Source organism: Microcoleus sp. CAWBG27 (assembly GCF_020883145.1).
Classification (GTDB): Bacteria; Cyanobacteriota; Cyanobacteriia; order Cyanobacteriales; family Microcoleaceae; genus Microcoleus.
In genome coordinates, this window is sequence record NZ_JAHREU010000027.1 from 59906 (window position 1) to 84666 (window position 24761).

The 24761-nt window shown below is 45.7% G+C and carries 21 protein-coding genes and 1 pseudogene; 16 read left to right on the plus strand and 6 right to left on the minus strand.

Features of this window, described 5'->3' with window-relative positions:
• The first annotated feature begins 254 nt into the window (after positions 1–254).
• The 3 genes from QZ938_RS16740 to QZ938_RS16750 are packed head-to-tail and all read left to right on the plus strand — an operon-like array spanning position 255 to position 1637.
• The gene (locus QZ938_RS16740) at positions 255–1103 is read left to right on the plus strand and encodes an AAA family ATPase (protein ID WP_293350058.1); all 849 of its coding nucleotides are present in this window, start codon (positions 255–257) and stop codon (positions 1101–1103) included.
• A gap of 4 nt (positions 1104–1107) precedes the next feature.
• The gene (locus QZ938_RS16745; protein WP_293350056.1) at positions 1108–1485 is read left to right on the plus strand and encodes a hypothetical protein; all 378 of its coding nucleotides are present in this window, start codon (positions 1108–1110) and stop codon (positions 1483–1485) included.
• A 29-nt stretch (positions 1486–1514) separates the two neighbouring features.
• Complete coding sequence (locus QZ938_RS16750) at positions 1515–1637, plus strand: hypothetical protein (protein ID WP_293350053.1); 123 nt, start codon at positions 1515–1517, stop codon at positions 1635–1637.
• Positions 1638–1761: 124 nt separating this feature from the next.
• Here the strand turns inward: QZ938_RS16750 and QZ938_RS16755 are convergent, their stop codons facing one another.
• Complete coding sequence (locus QZ938_RS16755) at positions 1762–3297, minus strand: mercuric reductase (RefSeq protein WP_293350050.1); 1536 nt, start codon at positions 3295–3297, stop codon at positions 1762–1764.
• Between the two features lie 16 nt (positions 3298–3313).
• A complete protein-coding gene (locus tag QZ938_RS16760) occupies positions 3314–4045 on the minus strand; it encodes a TVP38/TMEM64 family protein (protein WP_293350047.1) in 732 nt (243 codons plus the stop codon).
• A 100-nt stretch (positions 4046–4145) separates the two neighbouring features.
• On the opposite strand from QZ938_RS16760, the gene QZ938_RS16765 reads away from it, so the two are divergent.
• The 5 genes from QZ938_RS16765 to QZ938_RS16785 all read left to right on the plus strand — a co-directional run bounded on the left by QZ938_RS16765 (position 4146) and on the right by QZ938_RS16785 (position 8698).
• Positions 4146–5183: an isochorismatase gene (locus tag QZ938_RS16765; protein WP_293146241.1), complete on the plus strand. Its 1038-nt coding sequence runs from the start codon at positions 4146–4148 to the stop codon at positions 5181–5183.
• 82 nt (positions 5184–5265) lie between these two features.
• Entirely contained in the window at positions 5266–5433 is a 168-nt protein-coding gene (locus QZ938_RS16770) for a hypothetical protein (protein ID WP_293146243.1), read from the plus strand.
• Between the two features lie 413 nt (positions 5434–5846).
• Positions 5847–6239 (plus strand): hypothetical protein, encoded by a 393-nt coding sequence (locus QZ938_RS33085; RefSeq protein WP_363318796.1) that lies wholly within the window; start codon positions 5847–5849, stop codon positions 6237–6239.
• 376 nt (positions 6240–6615) lie between these two features.
• Positions 6616–7587 (plus strand): glutathione S-transferase family protein, encoded by a 972-nt coding sequence (locus QZ938_RS16780; protein WP_293350044.1) that lies wholly within the window; start codon positions 6616–6618, stop codon positions 7585–7587.
• A gap of 448 nt (positions 7588–8035) precedes the next feature.
• Positions 8036–8698, plus strand: a complete 663-nt coding sequence (locus QZ938_RS16785) for a glutathione S-transferase family protein (RefSeq protein ID WP_293350041.1) — start codon at positions 8036–8038, stop codon at positions 8696–8698.
• Positions 8699–8761: 63 nt separating this feature from the next.
• Here QZ938_RS16785 and QZ938_RS16790 read toward each other — a convergent pair whose 3' ends face one another.
• Entirely contained in the window at positions 8762–9814 is a 1053-nt protein-coding gene (locus QZ938_RS16790; protein ID WP_293350038.1) for a cysteine peptidase family C39 domain-containing protein, read from the minus strand.
• 708 nt (positions 9815–10522) lie between these two features.
• Here QZ938_RS16790 and QZ938_RS16795 point away from each other — a divergent pair.
• From QZ938_RS16795 to QZ938_RS16810, 4 genes are all read left to right on the plus strand, one after another.
• Positions 10523–13291 carry an HAD-IC family P-type ATPase gene (locus QZ938_RS16795; RefSeq protein WP_293350035.1) on the plus strand — a complete coding sequence of 923 codons (2769 nt, stop codon included), beginning with the start codon at positions 10523–10525 and terminating at the stop codon, positions 13289–13291.
• A gap of 947 nt (positions 13292–14238) precedes the next feature.
• Entirely contained in the window at positions 14239–14439 is a 201-nt protein-coding gene (locus tag QZ938_RS16800) for a hypothetical protein (RefSeq protein WP_293350032.1), read from the plus strand.
• A 96-nt stretch (positions 14440–14535) separates the two neighbouring features.
• The gene (locus QZ938_RS16805) at positions 14536–14739 is read left to right on the plus strand and encodes a hypothetical protein (protein ID WP_293350029.1); all 204 of its coding nucleotides are present in this window, start codon (positions 14536–14538) and stop codon (positions 14737–14739) included.
• Positions 14736–16079 carry an adenylate/guanylate cyclase domain-containing protein gene (locus tag QZ938_RS16810; protein ID WP_293146255.1) on the plus strand — a complete coding sequence of 448 codons (1344 nt, stop codon included), beginning with the start codon at positions 14736–14738 and terminating at the stop codon, positions 16077–16079. The genes QZ938_RS16805 and QZ938_RS16810 overlap by 4 nt, the downstream gene beginning before the upstream one ends.
• Positions 16080–16148: 69 nt before the next feature.
• On the opposite strand, the gene QZ938_RS16815 is transcribed toward QZ938_RS16810, so the two are convergent.
• Positions 16149–16271: a hypothetical protein gene (locus QZ938_RS16815; protein ID WP_293350026.1), complete on the minus strand. Its 123-nt coding sequence runs from the start codon at positions 16269–16271 to the stop codon at positions 16149–16151.
• Between the two features lie 564 nt (positions 16272–16835).
• On the opposite strand from QZ938_RS16815, the gene QZ938_RS16820 reads away from it, so the two are divergent.
• The 4 genes from QZ938_RS16820 to QZ938_RS16835 all read left to right on the plus strand — a co-directional run bounded on the left by QZ938_RS16820 (position 16836) and on the right by QZ938_RS16835 (position 22710).
• Positions 16836–18233, plus strand: a complete 1398-nt coding sequence (locus QZ938_RS16820) for a CmpA/NrtA family ABC transporter substrate-binding protein (RefSeq protein ID WP_293350023.1) — start codon at positions 16836–16838, stop codon at positions 18231–18233.
• A 154-nt stretch (positions 18234–18387) separates the two neighbouring features.
• Positions 18388–19230 (plus strand): nitrate ABC transporter permease, encoded by an 843-nt coding sequence (gene ntrB, locus QZ938_RS16825; RefSeq protein WP_293146259.1) that lies wholly within the window; start codon positions 18388–18390, stop codon positions 19228–19230.
• 302 nt (positions 19231–19532) lie between these two features.
• Positions 19533–21533: a nitrate ABC transporter ATP-binding protein gene (locus QZ938_RS16830; RefSeq protein WP_293350020.1), complete on the plus strand. Its 2001-nt coding sequence runs from the start codon at positions 19533–19535 to the stop codon at positions 21531–21533.
• A gap of 331 nt (positions 21534–21864) precedes the next feature.
• Positions 21865–22710, plus strand: a complete 846-nt coding sequence (locus QZ938_RS16835) for a nitrate ABC transporter ATP-binding protein (protein ID WP_293350017.1) — start codon at positions 21865–21867, stop codon at positions 22708–22710.
• 362 nt (positions 22711–23072) lie between these two features.
• Here the strand turns inward: QZ938_RS16835 and QZ938_RS16840 are convergent, their stop codons facing one another.
• A complete protein-coding gene (locus QZ938_RS16840) occupies positions 23073–24377 on the minus strand; it encodes a leucine-rich repeat domain-containing protein (protein ID WP_293365592.1) in 1305 nt (434 codons plus the stop codon).
• A gap of 81 nt (positions 24378–24458) precedes the next feature.
• Positions 24459–24752, minus strand: a pseudogene (locus QZ938_RS33090) (leucine-rich repeat domain-containing protein); the annotation flags it as partial.
• Between the last annotated feature and the right edge of the window lie 9 nt (positions 24753–24761).

Below are 24761 nucleotides of genomic sequence, written 5' to 3' on the forward strand. Positions count from 1 at the left end.
GTTCGTAGTAAGGACTTTAGTCCTTCTCCAAGTTCGTAGTAAGGACTTTAGTCCTTCTCCAAGTTCGTAGTAAGGACTTTAGTCCTTCTCCAAGTTCGTAGTAAGGACTTTAGTCCTTCTCCAAGTTCGTAGTAAGGACTTTAGTCCTTCTTAGGCTTAATAAGGACTGAAGTCCTCACTACGAACCGGGGATGAATGAGGACTGAAGTCCTCACTACGAACCTGAGATTTTTTTAATAGCAAGGATATACAGAATGAAAAGAGTTATTGTACTTGTCGGCTTACCTGCATCTGGAAAATCTCAATTTGCGAGAGAATTGCTGCTGTCTGAACCTGCAAGATGGGTGCGTAGCAATAAAGATTTACTTCGAGAAATGGCCCATGCTTCTCATTGGTCTCCGGCGAATGAAAAGTTTATTGTGCAGTTGAGAGATACGATTATTCTGATGGCTTTGGAAAATGGCAAGCACGTGATTGTGGATGATACTAATTTCGGGCCGCATATCGAACACATTAAAGAGTTGGTGAAAGGTAAAGCGGTTGTGGAAGTTAATGATTCTTTCCTGCAAGTTCCGGTGGAGGAGTGTATTAAACGGGATTTGAAAAGACTTAATTCGGTGGGCAAAGATGTGATAATGAAGATGTACAATAAGTACGTGCGGGTTCCGGTTGCGCCGCCGGAATATAACCCGGATTTGCCGGATGCAATTCTTGTAGATATGGACGGTACATTGGCGCTTCTCAATGGTAGAAATCCTTTTGATGCTTCAAAGTGCGATCGCGATTTACCGAATCAGCCTGTCCTAGATACCATCCACAAGTGGCAGTCTAGCGTTAATATTATCGTAGTATCGGGCAGAACCGATGACTGTCAACCTCAAACCGAACAATGGTTGCGGCAATACGAGGTCAATTATGCAGGCCTTTATATGCGGAAAACTGGGGATATGAGGAAGGATGCGATTATGAAGGAGGAAATTTATCGGCAGCAGATTGCAGGGCAATATAATGTTAAGTTTGTATTGGACGATCGCCAGCAGGTGGTTGATATGTGGCGGTCGTTGGGATTGACTGTATTTCAAGTAGATGAAGGGGATTTTTAAATTTATGAAAACTGAATTTTTTGCTCCTTGCTTTGAGGCTATTGAAGACAATTTGTATGTGGGTTTTTCTGAAGCTAAGGGGGGCGAACATTATTTCATCCTGACACGACAAGAAGGGTCTGAAGAAGAGACTGTTCCTAACAGAAAAAACATCTATGCAGAATTGGACGATGAATACTGGACAGAAGATGCAGGCATCGATTTTGTTACTCTTAGTCGCGATCGATTTATTGTTCGCTTTGGTTCCGATACTATAACTCTTCTAGAATGCGATGAGGTTGCAATTACTTTCTCTTTAGAAGATGCTGACTTTGAAAGGTTAAGGTACGTATTACAGAAGATAATGCGGGGGTATGAAAATAGATTGAATTTAATTGATTAGTCAATCAATATACGAAAACGTAAATGGGAATGTCAAAAACAGCAATCCGCGTAGGGGCGGGTTCGCCGAAATCTCGATCGCAAATCGAACAATCTGATAAACCCGCCCCGCCACCGCCCAATTTTACATCAACATTTTATCCAATAAATTAATGGTAGATTAATATTTTTCGTGGGTGGGGGCGGGTTTACAAGATTATTCATTTTCGCCATAGATGGTTGGTGAACCCGCCCCTACGGTTCAATTGTACTTGGTGCTGATTGAATACATTTCAATCTATCGCGTCCAAGCCAGCCATTTATTAAACAAATTCTTGACAAACGGTGTCAAACGAGTGCGATTGTAGGCATCCCCGGCTTTACGAATCGCATCGGCTTGCGTCGGATACGGGTGAATTACACTCGCAATTTTTCCCAAACCAATATTGTTTACCATTGCTAAAGTAATCTCGCTAATCATATCTCCCGCGTGTCGCGCTACAATCGTTGCACCTAATATTTTGTCGCTACCTTTCTTGACGTGAATTTTGACAAAACCCTCGTCTTCGCCGTCTATAATTGCTCTATCGACTGTATCGAAAGGAATTAAAAACGTATCGACATCAATCCCCGCAGCTTGCAATTCGCGATCGCCCATTCCGACGCGCGCCACCTCTGGATCTGTATAGGTACACCAAGGTATAGTCAAGGCGCTGAGCTTTTTGCGTCCGAAAAACAGAGTGTTTTGAATCACCATCCTGGCGGCAAAATCCGCAGCGTGGGTGAATTTATGCTTCATGCAAATGTCGCCGGCGGCATAAATGCGGGGATTGGTAGTTTGCAAATTGTCGTTGACAAATACACCTGTTCGTGTGTCGTACTCCACGCCTACAGTTTCTAGGTTCAATCCTTCCACGTTTGGCGATCGCCCTACGCTGACAATAATCTCATCTACCGTTACCGACGCTTCCTTACCTTGAGATTGATAATAAACTATTTTGCCTGCATTTGTGTGCTCAACGCGGTCTATTTTTGAATCTAAAATTAATTGAATATCTTCCCTGACAAAAGCTTCCTGCACGATTTTAGCAGCATCGACATCTTCCTTGTCCAAAATCTGAGCATTTTTGTGCAGCAACACGACTTCGCAACCCAGTCGCCGAAAGGCTTGAGCTAATTCGCAGCCGATCGGCCCACCGCCAATTACCGCCAAACGTTGAGGTTTTTCTGTGAGGTTAAATACAGTTTCATTTGTCAAATATCCAGCTTCCTGCAAACCGGGTATTTGCGGTTCTAACGCCCTTGCGCCTGTGGTAATTACTGCTTTTTTGAATTTAAGAGTTTGACCTGCAACTTCTATGGTAGAATTGCTAGTAAAGCGACCGGAACCTAAGAAAACATCTACTCCTAATTTGTGCTGGTAGCGTTCCACAGAATCAACATCGCTGATTCCCGCCCTAATCCGTCGCAATCTTGCCATTACGGCTGAAAAATCAACATCTGTACCGTTAGGAACGCTAACACCAAATTCACTTGCTTCCCCGATATCGGCGACAGTACGAGACGATCGAATCAGCAATTTTGACGGGACACAACCGACATTCAAACAATCGCCGCCCATCAAATGTTTTTCAATCAAAGCAACTTTTGCACCCAAACCTGCGGCGCCCGCAGCCACAATTAATCCGGCGGGGCCCGCGCCAATTACTACTAAGTTGTAGCTGCTAGCGGGCTGCGGGTTTACCCAATCCGGCGGATGCAAATAAGAGACTAATTTTTGGTTGTATTCGTCCATCGGGGGGACTGTTACGCGATCGACTTTTGACTGCGACATGAGCAAATCTTCCTAATTAAATAGTTTCATCTAAAGCTTTGCGAGCAATCCTAGTTATATAGATGGTGACGGCGACAGCAGCCGTAAAACTGATGGTATTAATCAACCATTTTACAAGTTCGGCTTGAGGATTTGCAGGCTGATTTACCGTACATATAGTAGCAATATTTCCCACCAAAGAACCTGAGTAAACGTACATCACGGTTCCCGGAATCATGCCGGAGGAACCTAAGACGTAATCTTTTAAAGAAACTTGGGTGATTCCCAAGGCGTAATTTAATAAATTGAATGGAAATAAAGGGCACAGACGAGTTAAAAAAACTATTTTTAATCCTTCTTTAGCAACGGCGCGATCGAGGGCTTGAAACTTTGGGTGAGCTTCCATGTATCTTAGCACGCGATCGCGCGACAGGTATCGCCCGATCAGAAAAGCAAAGGTCGCCCCTAAGGTGGCGGCGATTAACACGTATATCGAACCCCACCACAGCCCAAACAGCACTCCGCCTCCCAAGGTCAGCACGGAACCAGGTATAAATAGTATCGTAGCGAAGTTGTAGGTAGCGATAAAGGCGATCGGGCCCCAGACGCCTAAATGCTCGATTTGGATTAAAACGGCTCTTAACAGTCCTTGAACGTAGCCGGATCTAGTTGCTACAATTAACAGAGGGACTGCAAGGGCGATCGACAAAAACAACAATCTGCGTTTAAACATATCCCTAGTAGAAATTTTATTGGGTGGTTCTGCCATAATTAATCTGCAAACAGAGACCAACATTATATAACAGTCTTCTACAAACTGATGTAATTCCTAGTCAGCATTCAACGACCAATTAGCAATCATATCGAGCATGACAGCACAAACGCAACTTCCAATCCCTGAGTATTTCGACACCACAAAAATTAGTGAATTCTGGCGAGTACCCTATCAACAACGCGCCGCTGAAGCTCAAAACTGGGCAAAGCAACACAGCATTCAGCCCGCATCCAGCGACGAAAAGCGAATTTGTTTGCTGATAATTGATGCCCAAAATACATTTTGCGTACCGGAATTTGAACTATTTGTCGGCGGGCGTTCCGGTAGCGGCGCAATTGATGACAACTTGCGGCTGTGCGAATTCATCTATCGCAACTTAAACGCCATTACCACGATTGCGCCGACAATGGACACGCACACCGCCATGCAAATTTTCCATCCCATCTTTTGGATAAATGCAGCAGGCGAACACCCGCAACCAGCGGCCACTTCCATTACTTTAGAAGATGTGCAAACCGGAATTTGGAAAGTCAATCCAGCCGTCGCCGACAGCATCGCAGGTGGCAACTTTGACGCCTTGGAAACACACGCTTTCCACTACGTCAAAAAACTCAGCGACGATGGGAAATATCCCCTGACAATTTGGCCATATCACTCGATGCTGGGCGGCATCGGGCACGCCTTAGTCTCGGCTGTGGAAGAAGCTATATTTTTTCATACTATCGCCCGCGAAAGTCAAGCACTTTTTGAAATCAAAGGTGGCAATCCGCTAACAGAAAACTATTCGGTTTTGCGCCCGGAAGTTTTGGACGGATTCGACGGCAATCCGATTGCCGAAAAAAATGCTAAGTTTATGGATAAACTGCTGGAATTTGATGCCGTAATTATTGCGGGGCAAGCCAAAAGTCACTGCGTTGCTTGGACGATTGATGATTTGCTAACGGAAATTTTGGCGCGAGATTCGCAGTTGGCTAAGAAGGTTTATTTGCTCGAAGATTGCACTTCGCCTGTGGTGGTTCCGGGTGTTGTTGATTTTACGGAAGCAGCAGATGCGGCTTATCAAAGATTTGCGGCCGCGGGAATGAATGTGGTTAAATCTACTGAGTTATTTCTGGGCGATTTAAATCTTTAACCTGCGTAGCAGCTAAATTTAATTTAACTTAAATCGAGCCAACACGATCGCCCTGACAAATTTGTATGAGCGGTAGAAAAAGATGAACAGCACCTGGCACAAGGGACAGTCAAGACTTGCGCCACTCACCTACTCAGCCGTCAGACGCTTCGCCATCGATCGCAACTCGCCACCGATCGAGCAATTGGCTTTAAAACCCCGTCCTTGTCTTGAGAGGACGGCTTTTTTCCTAATTTTTGTAATTAAGTAATGTAACATAGTCTTGACTTTGGGGCAAATCAATTATACTCTAAAAATAGATTTCAAAGATAATAAAACAGACTTTGACCAGAGTTTGCAAACTGCAACCACAAGCTACGAGCAAGTCGCCAAAATAGATGACTTGCTCCCGCCTGTGAACTTGGCTTACAAATAGACCAAGCAGCAAGTCAAATCAGAAAGCGAAGTTAAAATGGCTCAAAGCTGCGTCAGCCGACTTCAACAAAAGACTTAAGGCTAAATGCTTAACTAATTTACGAAAAGTAGCAAACACAATTCTCTTTTGTAAATGGGGAAATCAACACGTTTTTCAGATGTTTTGGGTGAGTGAAATCTCTACGATCCGACGGTTAAGCTCATTGCTTAAGTCCAAACAAAACGAATGAAACACCAAGGAGAAAAATCATGGTTGACTCTCACTTCTCAGGGATGACTCCTCCAACTCGCTGGAGTTTCCGCACAGTCAATCCAGGTGACATCGTTAAACCCAATCAGACGCTGGAGGAAAAATCGCACCAAATTGCGGTAGATGCACCTGATATTACAGGCGATCGAGTTATAGTGCCGACTTACTTTGTCGTGGACTATCCGAATGGTGAAAAGAAGGCGCTACACCATGTTCGAGATGCGAAAGAAATTTCTGACGTGATTCGGCAAATGCGACTGCACGAAGAAGCGGACGAGCCCAAATTTGACACCCACCATCCAAATACGCTATCTGGTCTTGGGGTAACGCTGGGCGTGCTGATGCTGATTGTCACCCTGTTCACAGGCGCGATCGCGATCGGCATTTTTTAGACGCTGTGGCAGGGGTTGATGAGACTTCTCCCACAATTCTTGTGGAACAGGCATCCTGCCTGTTCAAAGCTTCGCGGTTCTGGATAAATCTATTGTAAAAACGAGTACGGCAAATGCCTGTACTCTTTGATTTTTGTTGCAAATTGTGCGATCGACAAAAATATCAACTAAATAGACTTCTCGATCCAAACAACTTTTTTCTGATTTATCTTGTTTAGGAGTTATAGCACGATTCACCACGTTTCACTGGCTGTTCGCAACCCGCTTCATGTTGCTGAGGTGGTTGCAGAATTGTGGCAGGGACGGGCAATTCCGTTCCCCAATCATCTATAGCAATCCTAAATGGATTGTAAAACCGCCCTAGGAGGAGAGAATTATGCCATCAGGAATGATGCTCGAAGGCACATGGATTGCCGACTGGAATCAGCGAGATCGAAGCGGTAAGTTCAATGAAACACCAACAACGTTTCGCGATCGCATTACCGCAGATGGATCTAGCGGGTTTAAGGCAGAACCAGGACGCTATCACCTCTACGTTGCCTTGGCTTGTCCGTGGGCGCATCGCACCTTAATTATGCGAGAACTCAAAGGGTTGCATGAGGCAATTTCGGTCTCTATTGTCGATCCGATTATGAGCGACAAGGGGTGGATGTTTTCTGACGCACCGGGAGCCATTCCTGACTCGGTGAATCACGCTCAATATTTGCAAGAAATCTATTTAAAAGCCGATCGCAAATATACAGGACGAATTACGGTTCCGGTGTTGTGGGACAAGCAAACTCAAACCATCGTCAACAACGAATCTCGCGAAATCGTGCGGATGTTTGATGTAGAGTTTGCAGAATTGGCTGCACAGAAAATCGACTTATATCCTGGCGATCTACAACAGAAGATGGATGAAACGATCGATGCCATCTATATGCCCATCAATCGTGGTGTATATCGCGCTGGTTTTGCGACTTCGCAAGCCGCCTACGAAGAGGCAGTAATTGAACTTTTCGAGAGTTTAGATCGATGGGAAACCATTCTAAGCGAACAGCGCTATTTATGTGGAAATCGACTCACTGAAGCCGATATTTGTATGTTTGCAACGCTGTATCGATTCGACTCGGTTTATCACGGTCACTTTAAGTGCAATTTACGTCGAATTATCGACTATCCAAACCTCTGGAATTATCTCAAGGATCTCTATCAGCGTCCTGCATTCAAAGTAACGTGCAATCTAGACGATACTAAGCGCGGCTATTACACGAGTATGACCGAGATTAATCCCAATCGAATTGTGCCGAAGGGGCCGATTATCGATTTTGACGAACCGCACGATCGCGATCGCTTCGGCAACGCTTAGGGGGTGTTTTCAAAGCCGGAGATCCCCCCCAGCCCCCCTTGAAAAGCAGGGCGGTTTTATTGTCGTCAGAAAATTAGGTACGTAGTTGCGCTTCAGCGCTCTTTATAAGATTAGCTAACAGCGCAAAGATCGAAACTACGTACCTTGGCGAGCAATACTTTTCGTAGTTAGAAATTTCCTATCCTGACAATAAAACCACCCTGCCCAGCCCCCCTTGAAAAGGGGGGAGCAAGAGCATTAAAGTCTCGCTTGGATCCGCACCCTACGATAACTACAGAACTCAAACGGCTCTAATTCCGAATCAACTGTATCTGTTTAAGTAAGGTCGAGAAAATCTCTTGAACGTGATAGTTAAAAGTGGACAATAGATAGCAAAAACCCGATCAAATTTTCGCTACTAACTGTCAACTATCAACTGTCAACTGTCAACTGTCAAAGGAGTTTATTTATGACTGAAATTGAAATTTATAGCGCTGTGCTTTGTCCTTTTGCCCATCGATCGCGCTTGACATTGCTCGAAAAAAAAGTAGATTTCAAGCTAATCGAAATCGACTTGCAAAACAAACCCGCAAACTTTGGAGAAATTTCTCCCTATGGCAAGGTTCCAGTGCTCAAGCATGGAAATCATCGGGTTTGGGAATCTGCCATTATTAATGAATATTTGGAGGAAGCTTTTCCAGAACCTCCTCTGTTACCCAAAGAGCCTATTGGGCGCGCCCAAGCTCGAATTTGGATTAATTTTGCCGATACTCGACTGTTTGCGACTACTGGCAAATGGTTGCACAGCAAAGATCCGCAACAACACACGGATGTAGCAAAGGAACTTAGCGAACACTTGCGATTCATCGAACAGGAGGGACTGCAAAAATTGTCAGCAGAGGGGCCCTACTGGTTAGGGGCAGAGATTAGTTTAGTCGATATGACATACTATCCCTGGTTCGAGCAGTTAACGGTTTTAGAGCATTTTCGAGGATTCCAATTACCAACTGGACTCGATCGACTCCAGCAATGGTGGGAAACAGTAGCAAATCGTGAATCTGTGCGTGCGATCGCCAATTCTCCAGAGTTTTATATCCAACATTATGCTCGGTTGGAACAGCTATTAGTTTAGTCTCTATTAAACTTATGCTAAAAAGCTGGTTTTGAACAGGTTTTCGTGGCTGTTCCACAATAATTATGGGAGATGTCTGTTGACTTGAAATAGATTTCCATCCAACCTCGGCACACCCTCCAAGAAAGGGCCGCTCAACATTAACTCAGTCATCCGGTCTAACTTACCGCTGACTTTCAAATTTTTATCTTTTTGAAAGCGCTCGATATCCGCTGGCAAATTACCAGAATTATATCCTAACTTAGTCAAATAATCAACAGCTTGCTTGTTACTTAACAAAATATCAGTTGCGCGAAAAATCGGCACGTATTCATTATTCAGCCAAAATCGAGCTAAAGTTGCCCTGTCTAAATAAAAAATCTTCCCGAACGCCGGATCGCCAATAATAGCTACACTGTCATTTATCGCCAGCAAAGCCACCGCGTGCGGCCGTTTGATAGCCCCAGTAGCCAGCGAAATTGATAGCACTCCGGGGCGATTGATTTGCTGCATTTGCTCCCAAGTCGGCCTCAATTCTATTGCGTTCACACCCAACGCTCTTGCTGCTACGATTAACTGCGGCATGGAAGTTCCCAAACGACTGGTTCCTGCTAAACGTGCTACACTCGATTCTGTCGCATCCATTCCCCAGCGTCTCAACACTGTTGCTAAAGCTGCGGGCGCGCAACTGCTGTTAGATGTTTGCCGAAATACACCATTGGGCCGCAAATTATCGACTAAATCAGCATAAATTGGCGCCATAAAATAGGATTCAGCACCGGTAAATCCGCCCAATCCCAACAAGCCAATTAAAATTACTGCGATTACTTGCGATCGCGCCGTCAACCAACTTACAGTAAACCCAATACCGCAGACTCCCATCAGCATCACCCGCAGCAGAGTCCAAGTTACTCGCATCCCGTGGAATCGCCACTCGATCGGCAAAACAGGCATTTGAGGCAGATTTAACGCCAGCAGCAGCAAGCCAAAGTAAAAACCCAAAAACAGCAGGGCGATCGAGTTTCGGCCCTTAAACAGATCGTTAGCCGTCACTCCCGATCGCACTAACGCCTTTCCTGTGTGCATTCCCCAGACAAACAGCACCGAACCCACCAGCAGCGTTACCACTATTTCCATGAGATCACAATTTTGTTGCTTAACCTAGGTTGTAACACGCGCGCACTCGCGATCGCCCGTGGGCGAATCCGACACTCTGAAAATCTCACAGCAGGAAACTGCAAAATAAACAAGACAAGGAAGACATATAGCCTTTCTCAAAAAGATGAGGTACTCATGGGGATAGGGGATAGGGCATAGGGCAAACCGGGCATAGGGCATAGGGCATACCTCACTTTTCTGAGAAGCGCTATGTACCAGTAGATAGTTGACAATTGACCTGAGACAGTTAAAGAGTACGGAAATCAAACCGTTTATGCTAAAGAGATCGGGACTCTATACAACCTAAAACTTGCCATATGTCAAGAAGTTGAGTAGCTTTTTTTACCTGTTCGGAAAACTCCCAAAAAAGATTTAGCACCGAAAAGAATTTCCCAAACCAATTCACAAAGACAAACACATTTGTTGTAAGATAGATCGAAGTTATAGCCTTTCTCAAAAAGGTGAGGTATGACTGACAGCTTACATAACCAGTTCAACTAAGAGGGCCCAAGCCCAACAACGTACCTCATCTTTCGCTAGATCCGCTATACAACGCTTTCAAACAATTAATCAAGCCTCTTGTCGCTCAATATGTTCACGCTTCAACGAGCGAGGAGTTGTATTGAGCGCGCTGATTCAAGATCGATAAAAGAAAGCTCGCCAAACAACAAAAATCTAGGAAAAATCATGCCAGCAAAAGCCGCCAACGATGTAGACGTAGCAGAGCAATATTGGCACTACTTAGAAAGATCCAAAGTTGCAACTCAATTAGAAACCAATCTGGAAAACGGTCTCGATCCAGCAGAAGCAGCCAGTCGCCAGCAAAAATTTGGGCCAAACGAACTAACAGTCAAAGCAGGGAAACCAGCATGGCTAAAATTTATCCTGCAATTCAACCAACCTTTGCTGATTATCTTGCTGAGTGCAGGTTTAATCAAAGCACTAATCGGAGAATGGCTCAACGCCAGCGTCATTTGGGGCGTCACCACCACCAACGCTACTATTAGTTTCATCCAAGAAGCCGGGGCTGAGAAAAAAATCGAAGCCCTAGCCCAAGCAGTCACCACAGAAGCTACAGTAATTCGAGGCGGCAAAAAATTAAAAATTCCCTCAAAAGAACTCGTTGTGGGCGACTTAGTAACCCTGACTTCCGGTGACAAAGTACCCGCCGATTTGCGCTTAGTTAAAGTGCGCGACTTGCAAATAGATGAATCGGGACTTACGGGCGAATCCGTTGCTGTCGAAAAACAACTCGGACAGTCTGGAGATCTAGTTTTGCCACAAGAAACGCCGCTCGCAGAACGCGATAACATGGCCTATGCTGGCAGTTTTGTTACCTTCGGCCAAGGTAGCGGTATCGTAATTGCGATCGCCAACAACACCGAAACCGGCAAAATCTCCCAATTACTCGATCGCCACATCGATCTCACCACACCCCTCACCCGCAAATTTAACCAATTCAGTCAAAACTGGCTGCTATTCGTCCTCGCAATGGCAACCTTAACCTTCGCGGTGCGCTTGGGAAAACCAGTTCCAGCCGGAGTTTCAGCCTTTAAAGAAGCAGTCGAACCAGCAGTCGCCCTCATCGTCGGCGCCATTCCCGAAGGACTTCCCGCCGTCATCACCGTCACCCTCGCCGTCGGTGTTTCCCGAATGGCCGCCAAACACGCGATCGTCCGCAAACTCCCCGCAGTAGAAACCCTAGGTGGCGCCACAGTCATTTGTTCCGACAAAACCGGAACTTTGACAGAAAATCAGATGACGGTGCAAGAAATCTATTCTGGTGGCAAATCCTACTCAATTACAGGTACAGGGTACAGTCCAGAAGGCGACATTGAACTCAACCAACTGCCAATTAGTGTCACTCAATCTCCAGCTTTGCAAGAATGTTTGCAAGCCGGAATGATCTGCAACGACTCTCACTTAGAATTCAAAGATAATGATTGGATTGTCGTCGGCGATCCGACAGAAGGAGCTTTAATTGCAGCAGGTAAAAAAGCAGAATTCAGCCAACAAGTCTTGGAAAAATCCATGCCGCGCCTAGATTCAATTCCCTTTGAATCTCAGTTTCAATACATGGCGACACTGCATCGAACTCCGACAAGCGACAAAATTTTGTATGTCAAAGGTTCCGTCGAATCAATTCTCACCCGCTGCGGTTCCAGTCTCGATACTGAAGGAAATTCGACAGAAGTCGATCGCCAGCAAATCCACCAGCAAGTCGATGCAATGGCCGATCGAGGCTTGCGCGTCCTAGCTTTTGCTAAAAAAATCGTTCCCCACGAACAGAGTTCCGTTGCTCACTCAGACGTAGAATCAGGGCTAGTTTTCCTCGGACTCCAAGGCATGATCGACCCACCGCGGGCCTCTGCGATCGCCGCCGTCCAAGCCTGCCAAACCGCCGGCATCCAAGTTAAAATGATTACCGGCGATCACATCGCTACCGCCAGGGCGATCGCCCGCCGCATGGGATTCCGCAAAACCAAACACAATAGAGAACTTGTAGCCTACACCGGCGCCCAACTCGCCGAAATGGACAAAAGCACCCTAGCCGAAGCCGTAGAAGCCGGCTCAGTTTTTGCCCGCGTCGCCCCAGAACAAAAACTGCGCCTCGTAGAAGCTTTACAGCAAAAAGGCGAAATAGTCGCCATGACAGGAGACGGCGTTAACGACGCCCCCGCCCTCAAACAAGCGGATATCGGCATCGCGATGGGTAGCGGTACGGAGGTTTCTAAGGAAGCCGCCGACATGATTTTGACCGATGATAACTTTGCGTCGATCGAGTATGCCGTAGAAGAAGGGCGATCGGTCTACAAAAACCTACTTAAATCCATCAGCTTCATTCTCCCAGTCAACGGCGGAGAATCAATGACAATTTTGCTCAGCACTCTACTCGGCCGAGAATTGCCGATTTTGTCGCTACAAATCCTCTGGCTGAATATGCTCAATTCAATCACCATGACTGTGCCGCTCGCTTTCGAGCCCAAGTCTCCCGGAGTGATGAAACAGCAGCCGCGCCCAGTCAACGAACCTTTCCTGACAGAAAATCGGATCAAACGCATCTTAGCTATTTCTCTGTACAATTGGACAATAATTTTCGGAATGTTTGAATGGGTGCGTCAAGCCGAGTGGGGAACCTTGCCGCTAGCCCGAACAATGGCGATTCAAGCTTTAGTAATGGGCAGAATTTTTTACCTGCTGAGTCTCAGCCAATTGTTGCCTTCTTTAATGGCTAAATTTAGCGGTTCTCAGGAAAAAGTTAGCGGAGCTCCCGCCCTCGGTGTCGGCATTGTCGTAGCTGTAATCTTGCAGATCATCTTTGCTAATTCTCCGTTTATCAATCGCATCTTCGAGACAGCCCCCATGAACCTAGATCAGTGGCTGATTTGCTTCGGCGTCGCCCTACCAATGATCGGTGTTGCGCTGTCTGTCAACCGTTTCGATCCGCCCAACTAACTCGATTCCGCATTCCCTAAAGGTTCGTAGTAAAGTTCGTAGTGAGGACTTTAGTCCGCAAAAATTAGAATTAAAGTCCTCACAAACGTTCGTAGTGAGGAATGCGAGTCCGCATCCATGACAAAGGTTCGTAGTGAGGAATGCGAGTCCGCATCCATGACGCCTAACTCGCATTCCTCACCCTCAAACCAATTATGGTTTACGATCAAAAGTGCGATCGCGTAATATCAATTCCATTAGCATCGCTATTATTCATCTCTCTCTTCACTCCCTCTGCATCCTCTGCGGTAAATTATTCCGATAAAAAAACAATTATTGTTCTATACATACACCGAAGCCAAAGTCAAGATCAGAATCAAGAATTAATACTCAAAATAAATTATAAATATCAACCAAATTTAAAAAATCCTGATATACTGCAAAGCAGTTGTAAAGATAATGAAGTTTCTGCTTCAGGAATCATTTTCTTGTCTCTACTCCATTAGGTATCTCTACATTCAGATCCATCAGGTCTGACAAATTCAGCAACTAATATCATGTCCAGTCGATTCGTGCTGGTTGAAATCGTGCATCATTTTCAACAATCTGTAGGGGCAGATTCATCAATATCCCAAAGCGCGCAAACAAGTTAAACAAACCCGCCTCTAACCACAAAAAAGCCCCGAACTATATTAGTCTACAATTTAAAATTCAACAAATCAAGCATATATTTAAACCGATTAACATCAATTTAAACAATGGTTCAGCAATTGATTTGCGTCGCGGGTTGCTCCGCCAACAGTTACCGCAAAGAATTGGTTTAAAGCCCCAAGCCCGATCGAGAGAAATTAAAATCAGACTATTCATTCCTCCAATTATCTTCCTTCCTTTGTCAAGTGCTATCAACTATCAACTATCAACTGTCAACCGTCAACCGTCAACCGTCAACCGTCAACCGATTAACTACCATGTCTAAACCCGTTATTTTGTGTGTTGATGATAAAACTGTAATTTTGGAAAGTTTGAAAGCCCAATTGAGAAAAGCACTAGGCAGTTCCTATGCTTGTGAAATTGCCCAAGATGCTGAAGAAGCACTAAATATTATTGATGAATTAAATATAGCGGTTATCAGAAAGATGAGGTATGTTGTTGGGCTTAAGCCCTCTTAGTCTAAGCGGTTATACCAGATCTCAGACGTACCTCATCTTTTTGAGAAAGGCTATAAACATCATATTAGCATTTTATTGGTTGTCTCTAATTGGCTAATGCCCGGAATGAAAGGCGACGAATTTCTAGTTTCAGTTAATGAGAAAATTACTAAAATTGTCAAAATCTTATTGACAGGACAAGCAGATAAAAAAGCTATCGAGCGGGCTTATGCAGCAGCTAAGGTAGATAAATGTTTGTTTAAACCCTGGTCGCCCAATCAGTCGATCGATATCGTCAAGTATGGATTAGAAAAACTATGACAAAAGTTGCAAAAAAACCTGTCATTATTTGTGTAGATGATGAAATTATCATTTTGACGAGTTTGAAAGCGGAATTGAGAAAATCATTTGGAGAAGAGTATCGAGTCGAGATCGCTGAAGGGGGAGAGGATGCGTTAGAATTGCTTGGAGAATTACTTGAAGATGGAGATGAAATTCCATTAATTATTTCCGATTACATTATGCCGGATATGAAGGGAGACGAACTTTTGCGCCGCGTTCACGAACTTTCCCCAAAAACGCTGAAAGTAATGCTGACGGGTCAAGCTACTATTGAAGCGGTTACTAATGCGGTCAAATACGCTAAACTCTATCGATACATCGGTAAACCTTGGCATAATGAAGATTTAAGACTAACGGTAGCAGAAGCTGTTCACAGTTACATTCAAGATAAGAAACTGGCAGAAAAAAATGCTAAACTTCTAGAAATGAATCAAGAGTTAGAAGCGCTGACTCGCCAGCAAGCTAAACTAATTGCCGAACTTCAAGAAAAAGAAAGTTATTTGCAAGCACTCAATGAATCTTTTTTACGGTTTGTACCCCGTCAGTTCCTTCAGTTATTGGAAAAAAAGAGTTTTCTTGATATTCAATTAGGCGAACATATTCAGCAAGAAATTTCGGTGTTGTTTTCTGATATTCGAGATTTTACAAGTCTATCAGAAAGGATGACGCCGGATGATAATTTTAAGTTTATTAATGGTTATCTCTCTCGGATGGAACCAGCAATTATTGAAAATCATGGGTTTATTGATAAATATATTGGTGATGCAATTATGGCTTTATTTAGTGGAGATGCAGATGGGGCAGTTAGGGGTGGAATTTCGATGCTACAAAGACTAGCTGACTATAATATCACGCGCACGAGACCGGAACGTCCGCCAATTAAAATTGGGATTGGTATTAATACTGGGACATTAATACTAGGAACGGTGGGTGGTGCATCTCGGATGGATGGTACTGCGATCGGGGATGCGGTGAATTTAGCATCTCGTTTGGAGGGATTAACCAAACAGTACGGTGTGCCTTTGTTGATTAGCAATCGCACATTTATGGTATTGAAAAATCCGGGAAAATATCACATTCGTTTGATCGATCGCGTTCGAGTCAAGGGGAAGTCCGAACAGGTAGCTGTGTATGAGGTTTTCGATGCCGATGTACCCGAATTGCGAGAGGGGAAGTTAGCCATGAAAAGCACTTTTGAACAGGCGATCGTTTTCTATCATTCCTCGGATAAAGAGACTGCCTTTCAACTGTTTGAGAAATGTTTGCAAGCTAATCCTGGAGATATGGTTGCGAGGATGTATCTGCAACGCTGTCGGTAATGTGGATTCAAGGGGCTGTGCCAAGAGGGCCCGCCTGGGTTGTTGGTGGCGACAAACCAGACTCGACTACTACTGCTGTTGGGTCGCTTTGTACAGGTTTTGACGATCGCCCTTAGGGATTGAATTCCCGATCGCCATTTCCATCCCTAAGGGCGATCGACTGTTTTTGATGATAAATTTTCCATACAACATTATTGTACGATAATTCTGTATCGCAGAATACTTCTTTTCGGTTTTGCCAAAAATTAGAGATTTATTAAGCAATATTAATGACTGGCGGCAGCCTAATTTCCGGCTTATTGACAATGAGGTGGCATCCCCCCCAGAGGGCCTTACGCTAAAACCCTTATAAACAAGAGACTTTTATATGAACACTTCCCGAATTCAAACCCGACCTGCAAAAAACAGCTACTTATTGAGAACAACCGCCTAAAACATTTACTTATAATTTAAATTTAATATTTGTTTTATAATCACAACAAGAGTACGGTAAACTGAATAAACAAGCCAATTAAATGTAGAACTCGCTTTTGGCGAGTTAACACAACTTGGCCGATCGCAATATTGAGTTAATCAAAAGAGTCAAATCAGCAGGGATATCATAAAAGCTTATGGTAACAATAAGTTTTTTCATCCTTACTGCCAACCCGCGCTTAAAACAGTTCCCTAAGCCAAATTTAGCGAACAGCAAAAAGTGCTTTGATAAACTTCAGTGATGTCGTTACAGAAGATTATGTATTGGAGCGAGGCTAGGCTATGACCAAATTTTCTGAAAATTTTTCGCGGCGCAAATTTATAGTTACAGCAGGTGCATCTGCCGTCAGCTCAGTATTGCTCAAAGGCTGTTTGGGAAATCCGCCCGAGCCCGGTGGAACTGCTGACGGTGGTGCTGGTGGGGCTGGAGGAGCCCCTGTTGCCACATCAGCAGTTGCGGTGGCAAACGAGAAAAGAGTAGAAGGCATCGAAAGCACGAAGATTACATTGGGATATATCCCGATCGTCGAATCAGCACCATTAATTATTGCCCAAGAAAAAGGCTTCTTTGCCAAATACGGCATGGTAGATGTCAAAGTGGCCAAACAGGCCAACTGGGGTTCTGCCCGAGACAACGTAGAAATCGGCTCAGCAGGTGGCGGCATTGACGGCGGCCAGTGGCAAATGCCCATGCCCTACTTGATTAGCAAAGGCCTGATCACCAAGGAGAAAGCCGGCATCCCGATGTACGTGCTGTTACAGCTAAACACTCAGGGAAATGGAATTGCGATCGCTGCCAAACATGAAGGTAAAGGGATCGGACTCAAACTAGAAAAATCCGCCCAAGACTACATCCTCGGACTCAAGAAAGCAGGTACGCCCTTCAAAGCAGCCTACACCTTTCCCAAAGCCAACCAAGATTTGTGGATTCGCTATTGGCTAGCAGCTAACGGCATCAATCCCGACGTAGATGTCGAGTTGCTAACAGTACCAGCCGCCCAAACCGTGGCCAACATGAAAACCGGCAGCATGGACGGTTTCAGTACAGGTGACCCGTGGCCCCTACGGATTGTCAAAGAAAAAATTGGCTTCTTGTCCGCTTTAACTGCCGAAATGTGGAAAGGACATCCAGAAGAATACCTCGCAATTCGCGGCGACTGGGTAGACAAACACCCCAAAGCTACCGAAGCGCTGTTAGCAGGAATAATTGAAGCGCAGCAGTGGTGCGACAAACCAGAAAATCGTGCGGAATTGGTGTCGATTGTTTCTGGTAAAAACTTCTTTGACGTAGCTCCTGGAGTGTTGCTTCCTCCTTATGAAGGCAAGTATATCATGGGCGACGGCAAGCCCGAAATCAACGACTTCAAAATGAGTACGCTGTACTGGAATGATGGAGTCGGCAACGTTTCCTATCCCTACAAGAGCCATGATTTGTGGTTCTTAACTGAAAGCGTCCGCTGGGGTTTCTTGCCAACAAAAACCTTGGCAGATTCTAAGGCAATCATCGGCAAAGTCAACCGCGAAGATTTGTGGAAAGCAGCCGCTAAATTAGCCGGAGTTGCTGATGCTGATATTCCTAAAAATACGTCTCGTGGCGTTGAGAAGTTCTTTGACGGCAAAGAATTCAACCCGGACAAGCCCGAAGATTACATCAAGAGTCTGGCAATTAAAAAAGCGTGATGGGTTAAACAGTTGACAGTTGACAGTTGACAGTTGACAGCGAGATTTTGTAATAGTTGACAGTTAATAGCGTGATGGGGTTCTAGCTTCCCATAATTCAGTCTCGAAAAATTAGTTCTGAAAAAACACCGCAGAAATAGAGGAGATTAGCAGAATGGCTGTAAGTACAAGTCGGAAAGGCAGCGATATCCAAGGAGTTTTTGGCGAGTTTTGGAAAAAAAATTCGTCAAATATATTGCCGCCAATTTTAGGACTGTTGGGGTTTCTGCTAATTTGGCAGTTCCTGTCGGGTACAGGAATCATCAAGTTGCCACCCCCAACTAGCGTTTGGACTGACGAACGGACGCGGATTTTGTTGATGTATCCTTTCATGAACTCCAAAACCTACGGAGTCGGCTTATTTTGGCAGACTATGGCTAGTTTGGAACGGGTAGCAAAAGGCTACACTCTTGCGGCCGCTGTGGGCATTAGCATGGGAGTTGTGGTAGGTACTAATCCCTTCCTGAACAAGGCTTTAGACCCGATTTTCCAGTTTTTGCGGATGGTAGCACCTTTGGCTTGGGTACCCATTGCCTTGGCTGCACTGCAACAAAACGAACCTGCTGCTTTGTTCGTGATTTTCATTACCTCTGTTTGGCCGATTTTAATCAACACGGCTGAAGGTGTCCGCCAAATTCCTGACGATTACAACAACGTAGCCAAAGTATTGCAACTTTCTCGGAAGGAATACTACATCAATATCTTGTTTCCGTCGGCGCTTCCTTATATCTTCACCGGATTGAGAATTGCGATCGGTTTGGCTTGGCTGGCGATTATTGCAGCAGAAATCGTGATGTCGGGGATTACAGGTATTGGCTTCTTTATTTGGAATGCTTACCAACAAAACTACATCAGTGAAATTCTATTAGCGGTGTTCTACATTGGGGCTGTTGGTTTGATGCTCGATCGCCTGATGGCATGGTTGCAGCAAAAAATTGCTCCCTCTCAAGGCAAATAACTAAGTTGACAGTTGACAGTTGACAGTTGACAGTTGACATTTAAGTCGTTTTCAGGATCTGCCCATTCGTGACAACTTAGTGTCAAACCGATCGTCTCTCTTGTTTGTAGCCAACTGCGAGATCCCCCCTAACCCCCCTTAAGAAGGGGGGAACAAGAGTGTAGTCAAAGTCCCCCTTCTTAAGAGGGGGCAAGAGTGTAGTCAAAGTCCCCCTTCTTAAGGGGGATTTAGGGGGATCTAGACTCGACTAAAAGCGACATTATCTATCGAAATAACAAACCTACAAAAAAGGCAAGAAAACCATGTCAGTTTTGATTGCGGTAGAACAAGTTGGAAAAACATTTAATTTAACAGACGGCGGCACCTACGTAGCCCTCAAAGGCATCGACTTAGAAATTAAAAAAGGAGAATTTATCTCCTTAGTCGGACACTCAGGCTGCGGTAAATCTACGCTACTAAATATGGTGGCAGGTTTGGATCTGCCCACAGAAGGATTGGTGACGATCGACGGACAAAGAATCACTCAGCCGGGCCCCGATCGCATGGTGGTGTTTCAAAACTATTCCCTGCTACCTTGGCGGACTGTCAGAGAAAATATTACCCTCGCCGTAGACTCAGTAATGAGCGGGTTAGCTAAAGCCGAGCGCCTCGAAATCATCCAAAAACACATTGAGATGGTGGGCTTGGGGCCCCACGCCGAGAAGCAACCCGCACTCCTCTCCGGCGGACAAAAACAGCGCGTGGCGATCGCCCGTGCCCTAGCCCTGCGTCCCAAACTGTTACTCTTAGACGAACCCTTCGGCGCCCTAGACGCTTTGACTCGCGGCAACTTGCAAGAAAAGTTGATGGAAATTTGCCAAGAGTATGAAATCAGCGCCCTGATGGTAACGCACGACGTAGATGAAGCGGTGCTGCTGAGCGATCGCATCGTCATGCTCACCAACGGCCCAGAATCGAAAATTGGCGGCATCCTCGAAGTAGACATCCCCCGCCCCCGGGTACGCATGGAAGTAGTCTCGCACCCCAGTTACTACGCACTGCGGAGCGAAATGATTTACTTCCTCAACCAGCAGAAACGGGTGAAAAAACTGCGCGCGCGGAAAGTACCGGCGATCGCCCGCCACGGCCTAGAAAAAGTCAACCTCGAACTCGGCTTTATCCCCCTCGCAGCCTGCGCTCCCCTAGCCGTCGCCAAAGAAAAAGGCTTATTCGCCAAACACGGCCTCGATGAAGTGCATCTCGTGCGCGAAACAAGCTGGCGCGGTATCGTAGATGGCATCGCCGCCGGATACCTAGACGCAGCCCAAATGCCCTCTGGGATGGCAGCGTGGTTGAGCTTGGGAGGCCACCAAGAGAAGCCCGTACCAACCGTTACAGCCCTCACCATGAGCCGCAACGGCAACGGAATTACCCTGGCCCGCCGTTTCTACGACCAAGGGATTTACACTCTGGCAGATTTCAAAGAAATGCTGCACAGAACGCCCGCCCAAACCCACCGCATGGGCATCGTTCACCCTTCATCGATGCACAACCTGCTGCTGCGCTACTGGCTGGCTTCCGGCGGCATTGACCCGGATCTTGATGTTTCGCTCAAAAACATCCCTCCAGCCCAGATGATCGTGGACTTGCAAGGCGGAACGATTGACGGTTTCTGCGTCGGCGAACCTTGGAACTTGCGCGCGGCGATGGAAGGAGTCGGCTTTACCGTGGCTACGGATTTGGAACTGTGGCCTGGACACCCGGCAAAAATTCTGGGAGTTCGGGAAGACTGGGCAAATGCTTACCCCAACACTCACATTGCTCTGGTGAAAGCTTTGCTAGAAGCTTGTCACTATTGCAGCGATCCGGCCCACGCTCAAGAAGTTTCCGAAATTGTGGCGGGACGGGAGTACGTCGCCACTGACAAGAGTTACATCCAAATTGGCGATCCCAAATCTAGTGCTTGCGATTTGGAGACTCCAATGCGGGAATACGCTCACCACTTGTTTGCCGGCGACGGGGTGAACCGCCCAAGCCGTACCGAACAGTTGTGGCACATGGTACAGATGGCGCGTTGGGGCGATACAGTCTTCCCCCGCAACTGGGTAGAAATTCTGGAACGGGTGGTGCGAGTCGGCCCCTTCAGTACAGCGGCGCGCGAGCTGGGAATGTCTGATATTACTTACACTCGGGGTTCTCTCCGCTTGTTTGATGGCTCGGTGTTTAATGCTGAAGATCCGATCGGCTATCTCAACAATCTAGCGATTAAACGCGATTACACGATGGCTGAAGTGATTCTGGATTCGGGCCGCAGAGCTGCTTAGGATCTGTCTGACTATGAGCAACTCGATTCCTTCTAGGGCGTGTTTTTAAACTCGGAGATCCCCCCTAACCCCCCTTAATAAGGGGGGGACAAGAGGGGTCAAAGTCAACCCCTACTTCCTTTAAAAATGGGGGACAAGAGTGCTCGAAGTCTTCCTGAAAATGGAGAAATAAGAGGCTTCAAAGTCCCCCGACCTAAGGGGGATTTAGGGGGATCTAGACTTCGATACAAACTAGAAAAACTGAACGGTTTTATTAGTCTCAACTCGCAACTCACGATTCAAGATTCGATTATTTGCGCTCGCCAATCACCCACTCACAACTTCCAAAATCATGCTCAAAAGCACTACGAACCAGACGAACACCAAAACCCAGCTCCAGCAACCAAACGATCGCCGCCAGCCGTTTTTGGTGATGGACAATGTTTATAAAGTATATCCAAACGGTTACAGAGCATTAGAAAACGTTAACTTGACCGTAGCTGAGGGAGAGTTTATTACTCTGATCGGACACTCCGGCTGCGGTAAGTCAACACTGTTAAATATGGTGTCGGGTTTTAGCCATCCCAGCGAAGGCACCGTGTCAATTAACGGGCAGCGGATCGAAAAGCCAGGCCCCGATCGCATGGTAGTGTTTCAAGGTTACGCTTTATTGCCTTGGCGGACTGTGTTTGAAAATGTTTACATTGCCGTTAATGCTGTATTTCCAGAGAAGTCGAAAGCCGAAAAAAATGCGATCGTCAAAGATCATTTGGCAATGGTGGGACTGACAGAAGCTGCTGAGAAAAGACCTCCGCAAATTTCCGGTGGTATGAAACAGCGGGTTTCCATCGCCCGCGCCTTAGCAATTCGTCCCAAGGTGCTGATTTTAGACGAACCCTTTGGTGCTCTCGACGCAATTACCAAGGAAGAATTGCAGGAAGAGTTGCTGAAAATCTGGAACGATCACCGCTGTACAGTGTTGATGATTACTCACGACATTGACGAAGCGCTGTTTTTAGCCGATCGACTGGTGATGATGACCAACGGCCCGTCAGCAACGATTGGCGAGGTTTTGGAGATTCCTTTCCCACGTCCGCGCGATCGGGTACAAATGATGGAAGATCCCGAATATTACAACTTGCGGAACTACGCCCTAGACTTCCTCTTCCGCCGTTTTGCTCACGATCACGACGCTTAAACCCTTTGAGATTGGGGATTGCTGGCAAAACAAAGCCCCAGCATTTCCCCAATTGCAGGGAAACATCGCTGCGTGCGAAATTTTCCCGATCTGCTTGGGTAAACTGAGGCTTAATAGTTGGGGATAAGTTTTTCCGGAAGATTAGGATCTTTTTCTCAACTTTTACGTCAATCCGCTAAGAGACCCAATTGCCTAGCTGTCGGTAAGCTGGCATGAATTTAGCCCACCTTTGACTGAAGGCGGGCTTCTTTCTTATCTTATTAACAGTTTTTCCTAAATTGATCGTTTGTGCATTCCACCATTTTAACTGGCACAGCGTCAATGTTGATTAGTGTTTTATGGATTAAGACGATCTAAAATCTTTAAGTTTGGACGCTAAATTGCTCTGGCTCGATATCCCAATTTACCCAACTAATTGCATCTTTAGCTGATTCTAGAGCGGGAGGCACTCGCAACGCGTGAATGTGTCCCGTACTCGGACAAGTCATTTTTAAAAGGTAAATCGGCTCGACATCGGCATTATCGATTTTTAAGAGCGTGTATTCTTGCCAAGAATCTAATTCTACTGCTTGGAGTTGTTGGCAAATGCGATCGTATCCAATTCTCTGGATTAACAATCGACGCAGTTCGGCATTTTCTTCGGATAACAGCCATTCTGCTTGCCACAAATCGGGGTGTACTTTTCCGTATTGTTCCGGCAATTTAACGCCGTGGTGAAAGTATAAACTGTAGCCGTCCGCAAAGGCGATCGCACTTTCTCCTTCAGCGTGCAGCCGATTTTCCCTGTCAAAGCGGATGTGCAAAGGGCGATCGCAAATTAGGCAAATTTTCTCAAACGGGAAGATCCACCCGCATTCCTCGAACAACTGTTGCTTGCAGCGAAATAGTTCTTGCGATCTGAGATCGAGAGTCATGCCAAATTTCGCGATCAAAAATTCAGTCAAATGGATTTCTTTCACCATATCCCTAGAGGTTAGTGGCTTTAGATAGTTAGAATCCGAGCGGAACTCATATTCCAGCGATTCTGGGTAATCTTCTAATAATTCCTCAAATTCTGACACGAGAATGCGATCGGCATTCGGTTCTAGTCTTATTTCATCGCATAGAACCTTCCACAACACCCGACTCAATCCTACATCCACCGATTGAAATAACTCCTTTAACAACCCATCTTCCGCACCCCCCAACAGCCACACTACGAATTTTAGGCATTTGAGTATCTTAGACTGCCGATCGTCAAAAAGATTTCTTTGTACTTTGTATAAAAAATCACTTAATTTCTGCTCAAACTTCCGATCGAACCGATTGTGACAGCCTAGAGTGCGGAAGGTGGGTAACAACGACTTTCCCCATCCTAAATTACCAGTCGCGATTTGCGATATACAGTCAATTTTGAGTGGTTCGATAAAATTTAAATAAGCTATCTGCGGACTGCTGCAAACAATAATTCGAGGTGCTTCGCGACCAATGGTTGTGTAGATTTTTCTCACGAGTTCTGTAGTTTTTTCAGAATCAATTGGCGCCGTGGAGAGGGTCAGGTACTTTTGTGTAAGTTCGATCGACAGATTTAAGTCAGTAATTGGATTGTTGTAGAGAGACAGTACGTTCAGATTGGTGAGTCCCAACAGCGGAGTTATATCAATAATTTGATTATTGCTGAGCTCCACGTATGTCAGATTGGTGAGTGCCGATAGCCCAGTGATACCGATAATTTGATTGCTTTCGAGATACAGTGTGTTCAGGTTGGTGAGTGCCGACAGTGGAGAGATATCGGTAATTTGATTGTGCCTGAAATAAAGTTGTGTCAGGTTGGTGAGTGCCGATAGCCCAGTGGTATCGGTAATTTGATTGCTGCAGAGATGCAGTGTGTTCAGGTTGGTGAGTGCCGATAGCCCAGTGATATCGGTAATTTGATTGTTGCAGAGATTCAGTTCGGTCAGGTTGGTGAGTGCCGATAGCCCAGTGGTATCGGTAATTTGATTGTTGCAGAGATTCAGTTCGGTCAGGTTGGTGAGTGCCGATAGCCCAGTGATATCGGTAATTTGATTGCT

Excerpts from the sequence above, each read along its gene's own strand:
- QZ938_RS16750 (WP_293350053.1), top strand. The coding sequence starts at position 1,515 with ATGTCAAAAACAGCAATCCGCGTAGGGGCGGGTTCGCCGAAATCTCGA.
- QZ938_RS16765 (WP_293146241.1), top strand. The coding sequence starts at position 4,146 with ATGACAGCACAAACGCAACTTCCAATCCCTGAGTATTTCGACACCACA.
- QZ938_RS16810 (WP_293146255.1), top strand. The coding sequence starts at position 14,736 with ATGACAAAAGTTGCAAAAAAACCTGTCATTATTTGTGTAGATGATGAA.
- QZ938_RS16760 (WP_293350047.1), bottom strand. The coding sequence starts at position 4,045 with ATGGCAGAACCACCCAATAAAATTTCTACTAGGGATATGTTTAAACGC.
- QZ938_RS16795 (WP_293350035.1), top strand. The coding sequence starts at position 10,523 with ATGCCAGCAAAAGCCGCCAACGATGTAGACGTAGCAGAGCAATATTGG.
- QZ938_RS16800 (WP_293350032.1), top strand. The coding sequence starts at position 14,239 with ATGTCTAAACCCGTTATTTTGTGTGTTGATGATAAAACTGTAATTTTG.
- QZ938_RS16820 (WP_293350023.1), top strand. The coding sequence starts at position 16,836 with ATGACCAAATTTTCTGAAAATTTTTCGCGGCGCAAATTTATAGTTACA.
- ntrB (WP_293146259.1), top strand. The coding sequence starts at position 18,388 with ATGGCTGTAAGTACAAGTCGGAAAGGCAGCGATATCCAAGGAGTTTTT.
- QZ938_RS16830 (WP_293350020.1), top strand. The coding sequence starts at position 19,533 with ATGTCAGTTTTGATTGCGGTAGAACAAGTTGGAAAAACATTTAATTTA.
- QZ938_RS16785 (WP_293350041.1), top strand. The coding sequence starts at position 8,036 with ATGACTGAAATTGAAATTTATAGCGCTGTGCTTTGTCCTTTTGCCCAT.
- QZ938_RS16835 (WP_293350017.1), top strand. The coding sequence starts at position 21,865 with ATGCTCAAAAGCACTACGAACCAGACGAACACCAAAACCCAGCTCCAG.
- QZ938_RS33085 (WP_363318796.1), top strand. The coding sequence starts at position 5,847 with ATGGTTGACTCTCACTTCTCAGGGATGACTCCTCCAACTCGCTGGAGT.
- QZ938_RS16770 (WP_293146243.1), top strand. The coding sequence starts at position 5,266 with ATGAACAGCACCTGGCACAAGGGACAGTCAAGACTTGCGCCACTCACC.
- QZ938_RS16740 (WP_293350058.1), top strand. The coding sequence starts at position 255 with ATGAAAAGAGTTATTGTACTTGTCGGCTTACCTGCATCTGGAAAATCT.
- QZ938_RS16815 (WP_293350026.1), bottom strand. The coding sequence starts at position 16,271 with ATGTTGTATGGAAAATTTATCATCAAAAACAGTCGATCGCCCTTAGGG.
- QZ938_RS16745 (WP_293350056.1), top strand. The coding sequence starts at position 1,108 with ATGAAAACTGAATTTTTTGCTCCTTGCTTTGAGGCTATTGAAGACAAT.
- QZ938_RS16780 (WP_293350044.1), top strand. The coding sequence starts at position 6,616 with ATGCCATCAGGAATGATGCTCGAAGGCACATGGATTGCCGACTGGAAT.
- QZ938_RS16755 (WP_293350050.1), bottom strand. The coding sequence starts at position 3,297 with ATGTCGCAGTCAAAAGTCGATCGCGTAACAGTCCCCCCGATGGACGAA.
- QZ938_RS16790 (WP_293350038.1), bottom strand. The coding sequence starts at position 9,814 with ATGGAAATAGTGGTAACGCTGCTGGTGGGTTCGGTGCTGTTTGTCTGG.
- QZ938_RS16805 (WP_293350029.1), top strand. The coding sequence starts at position 14,536 with ATGCCCGGAATGAAAGGCGACGAATTTCTAGTTTCAGTTAATGAGAAA.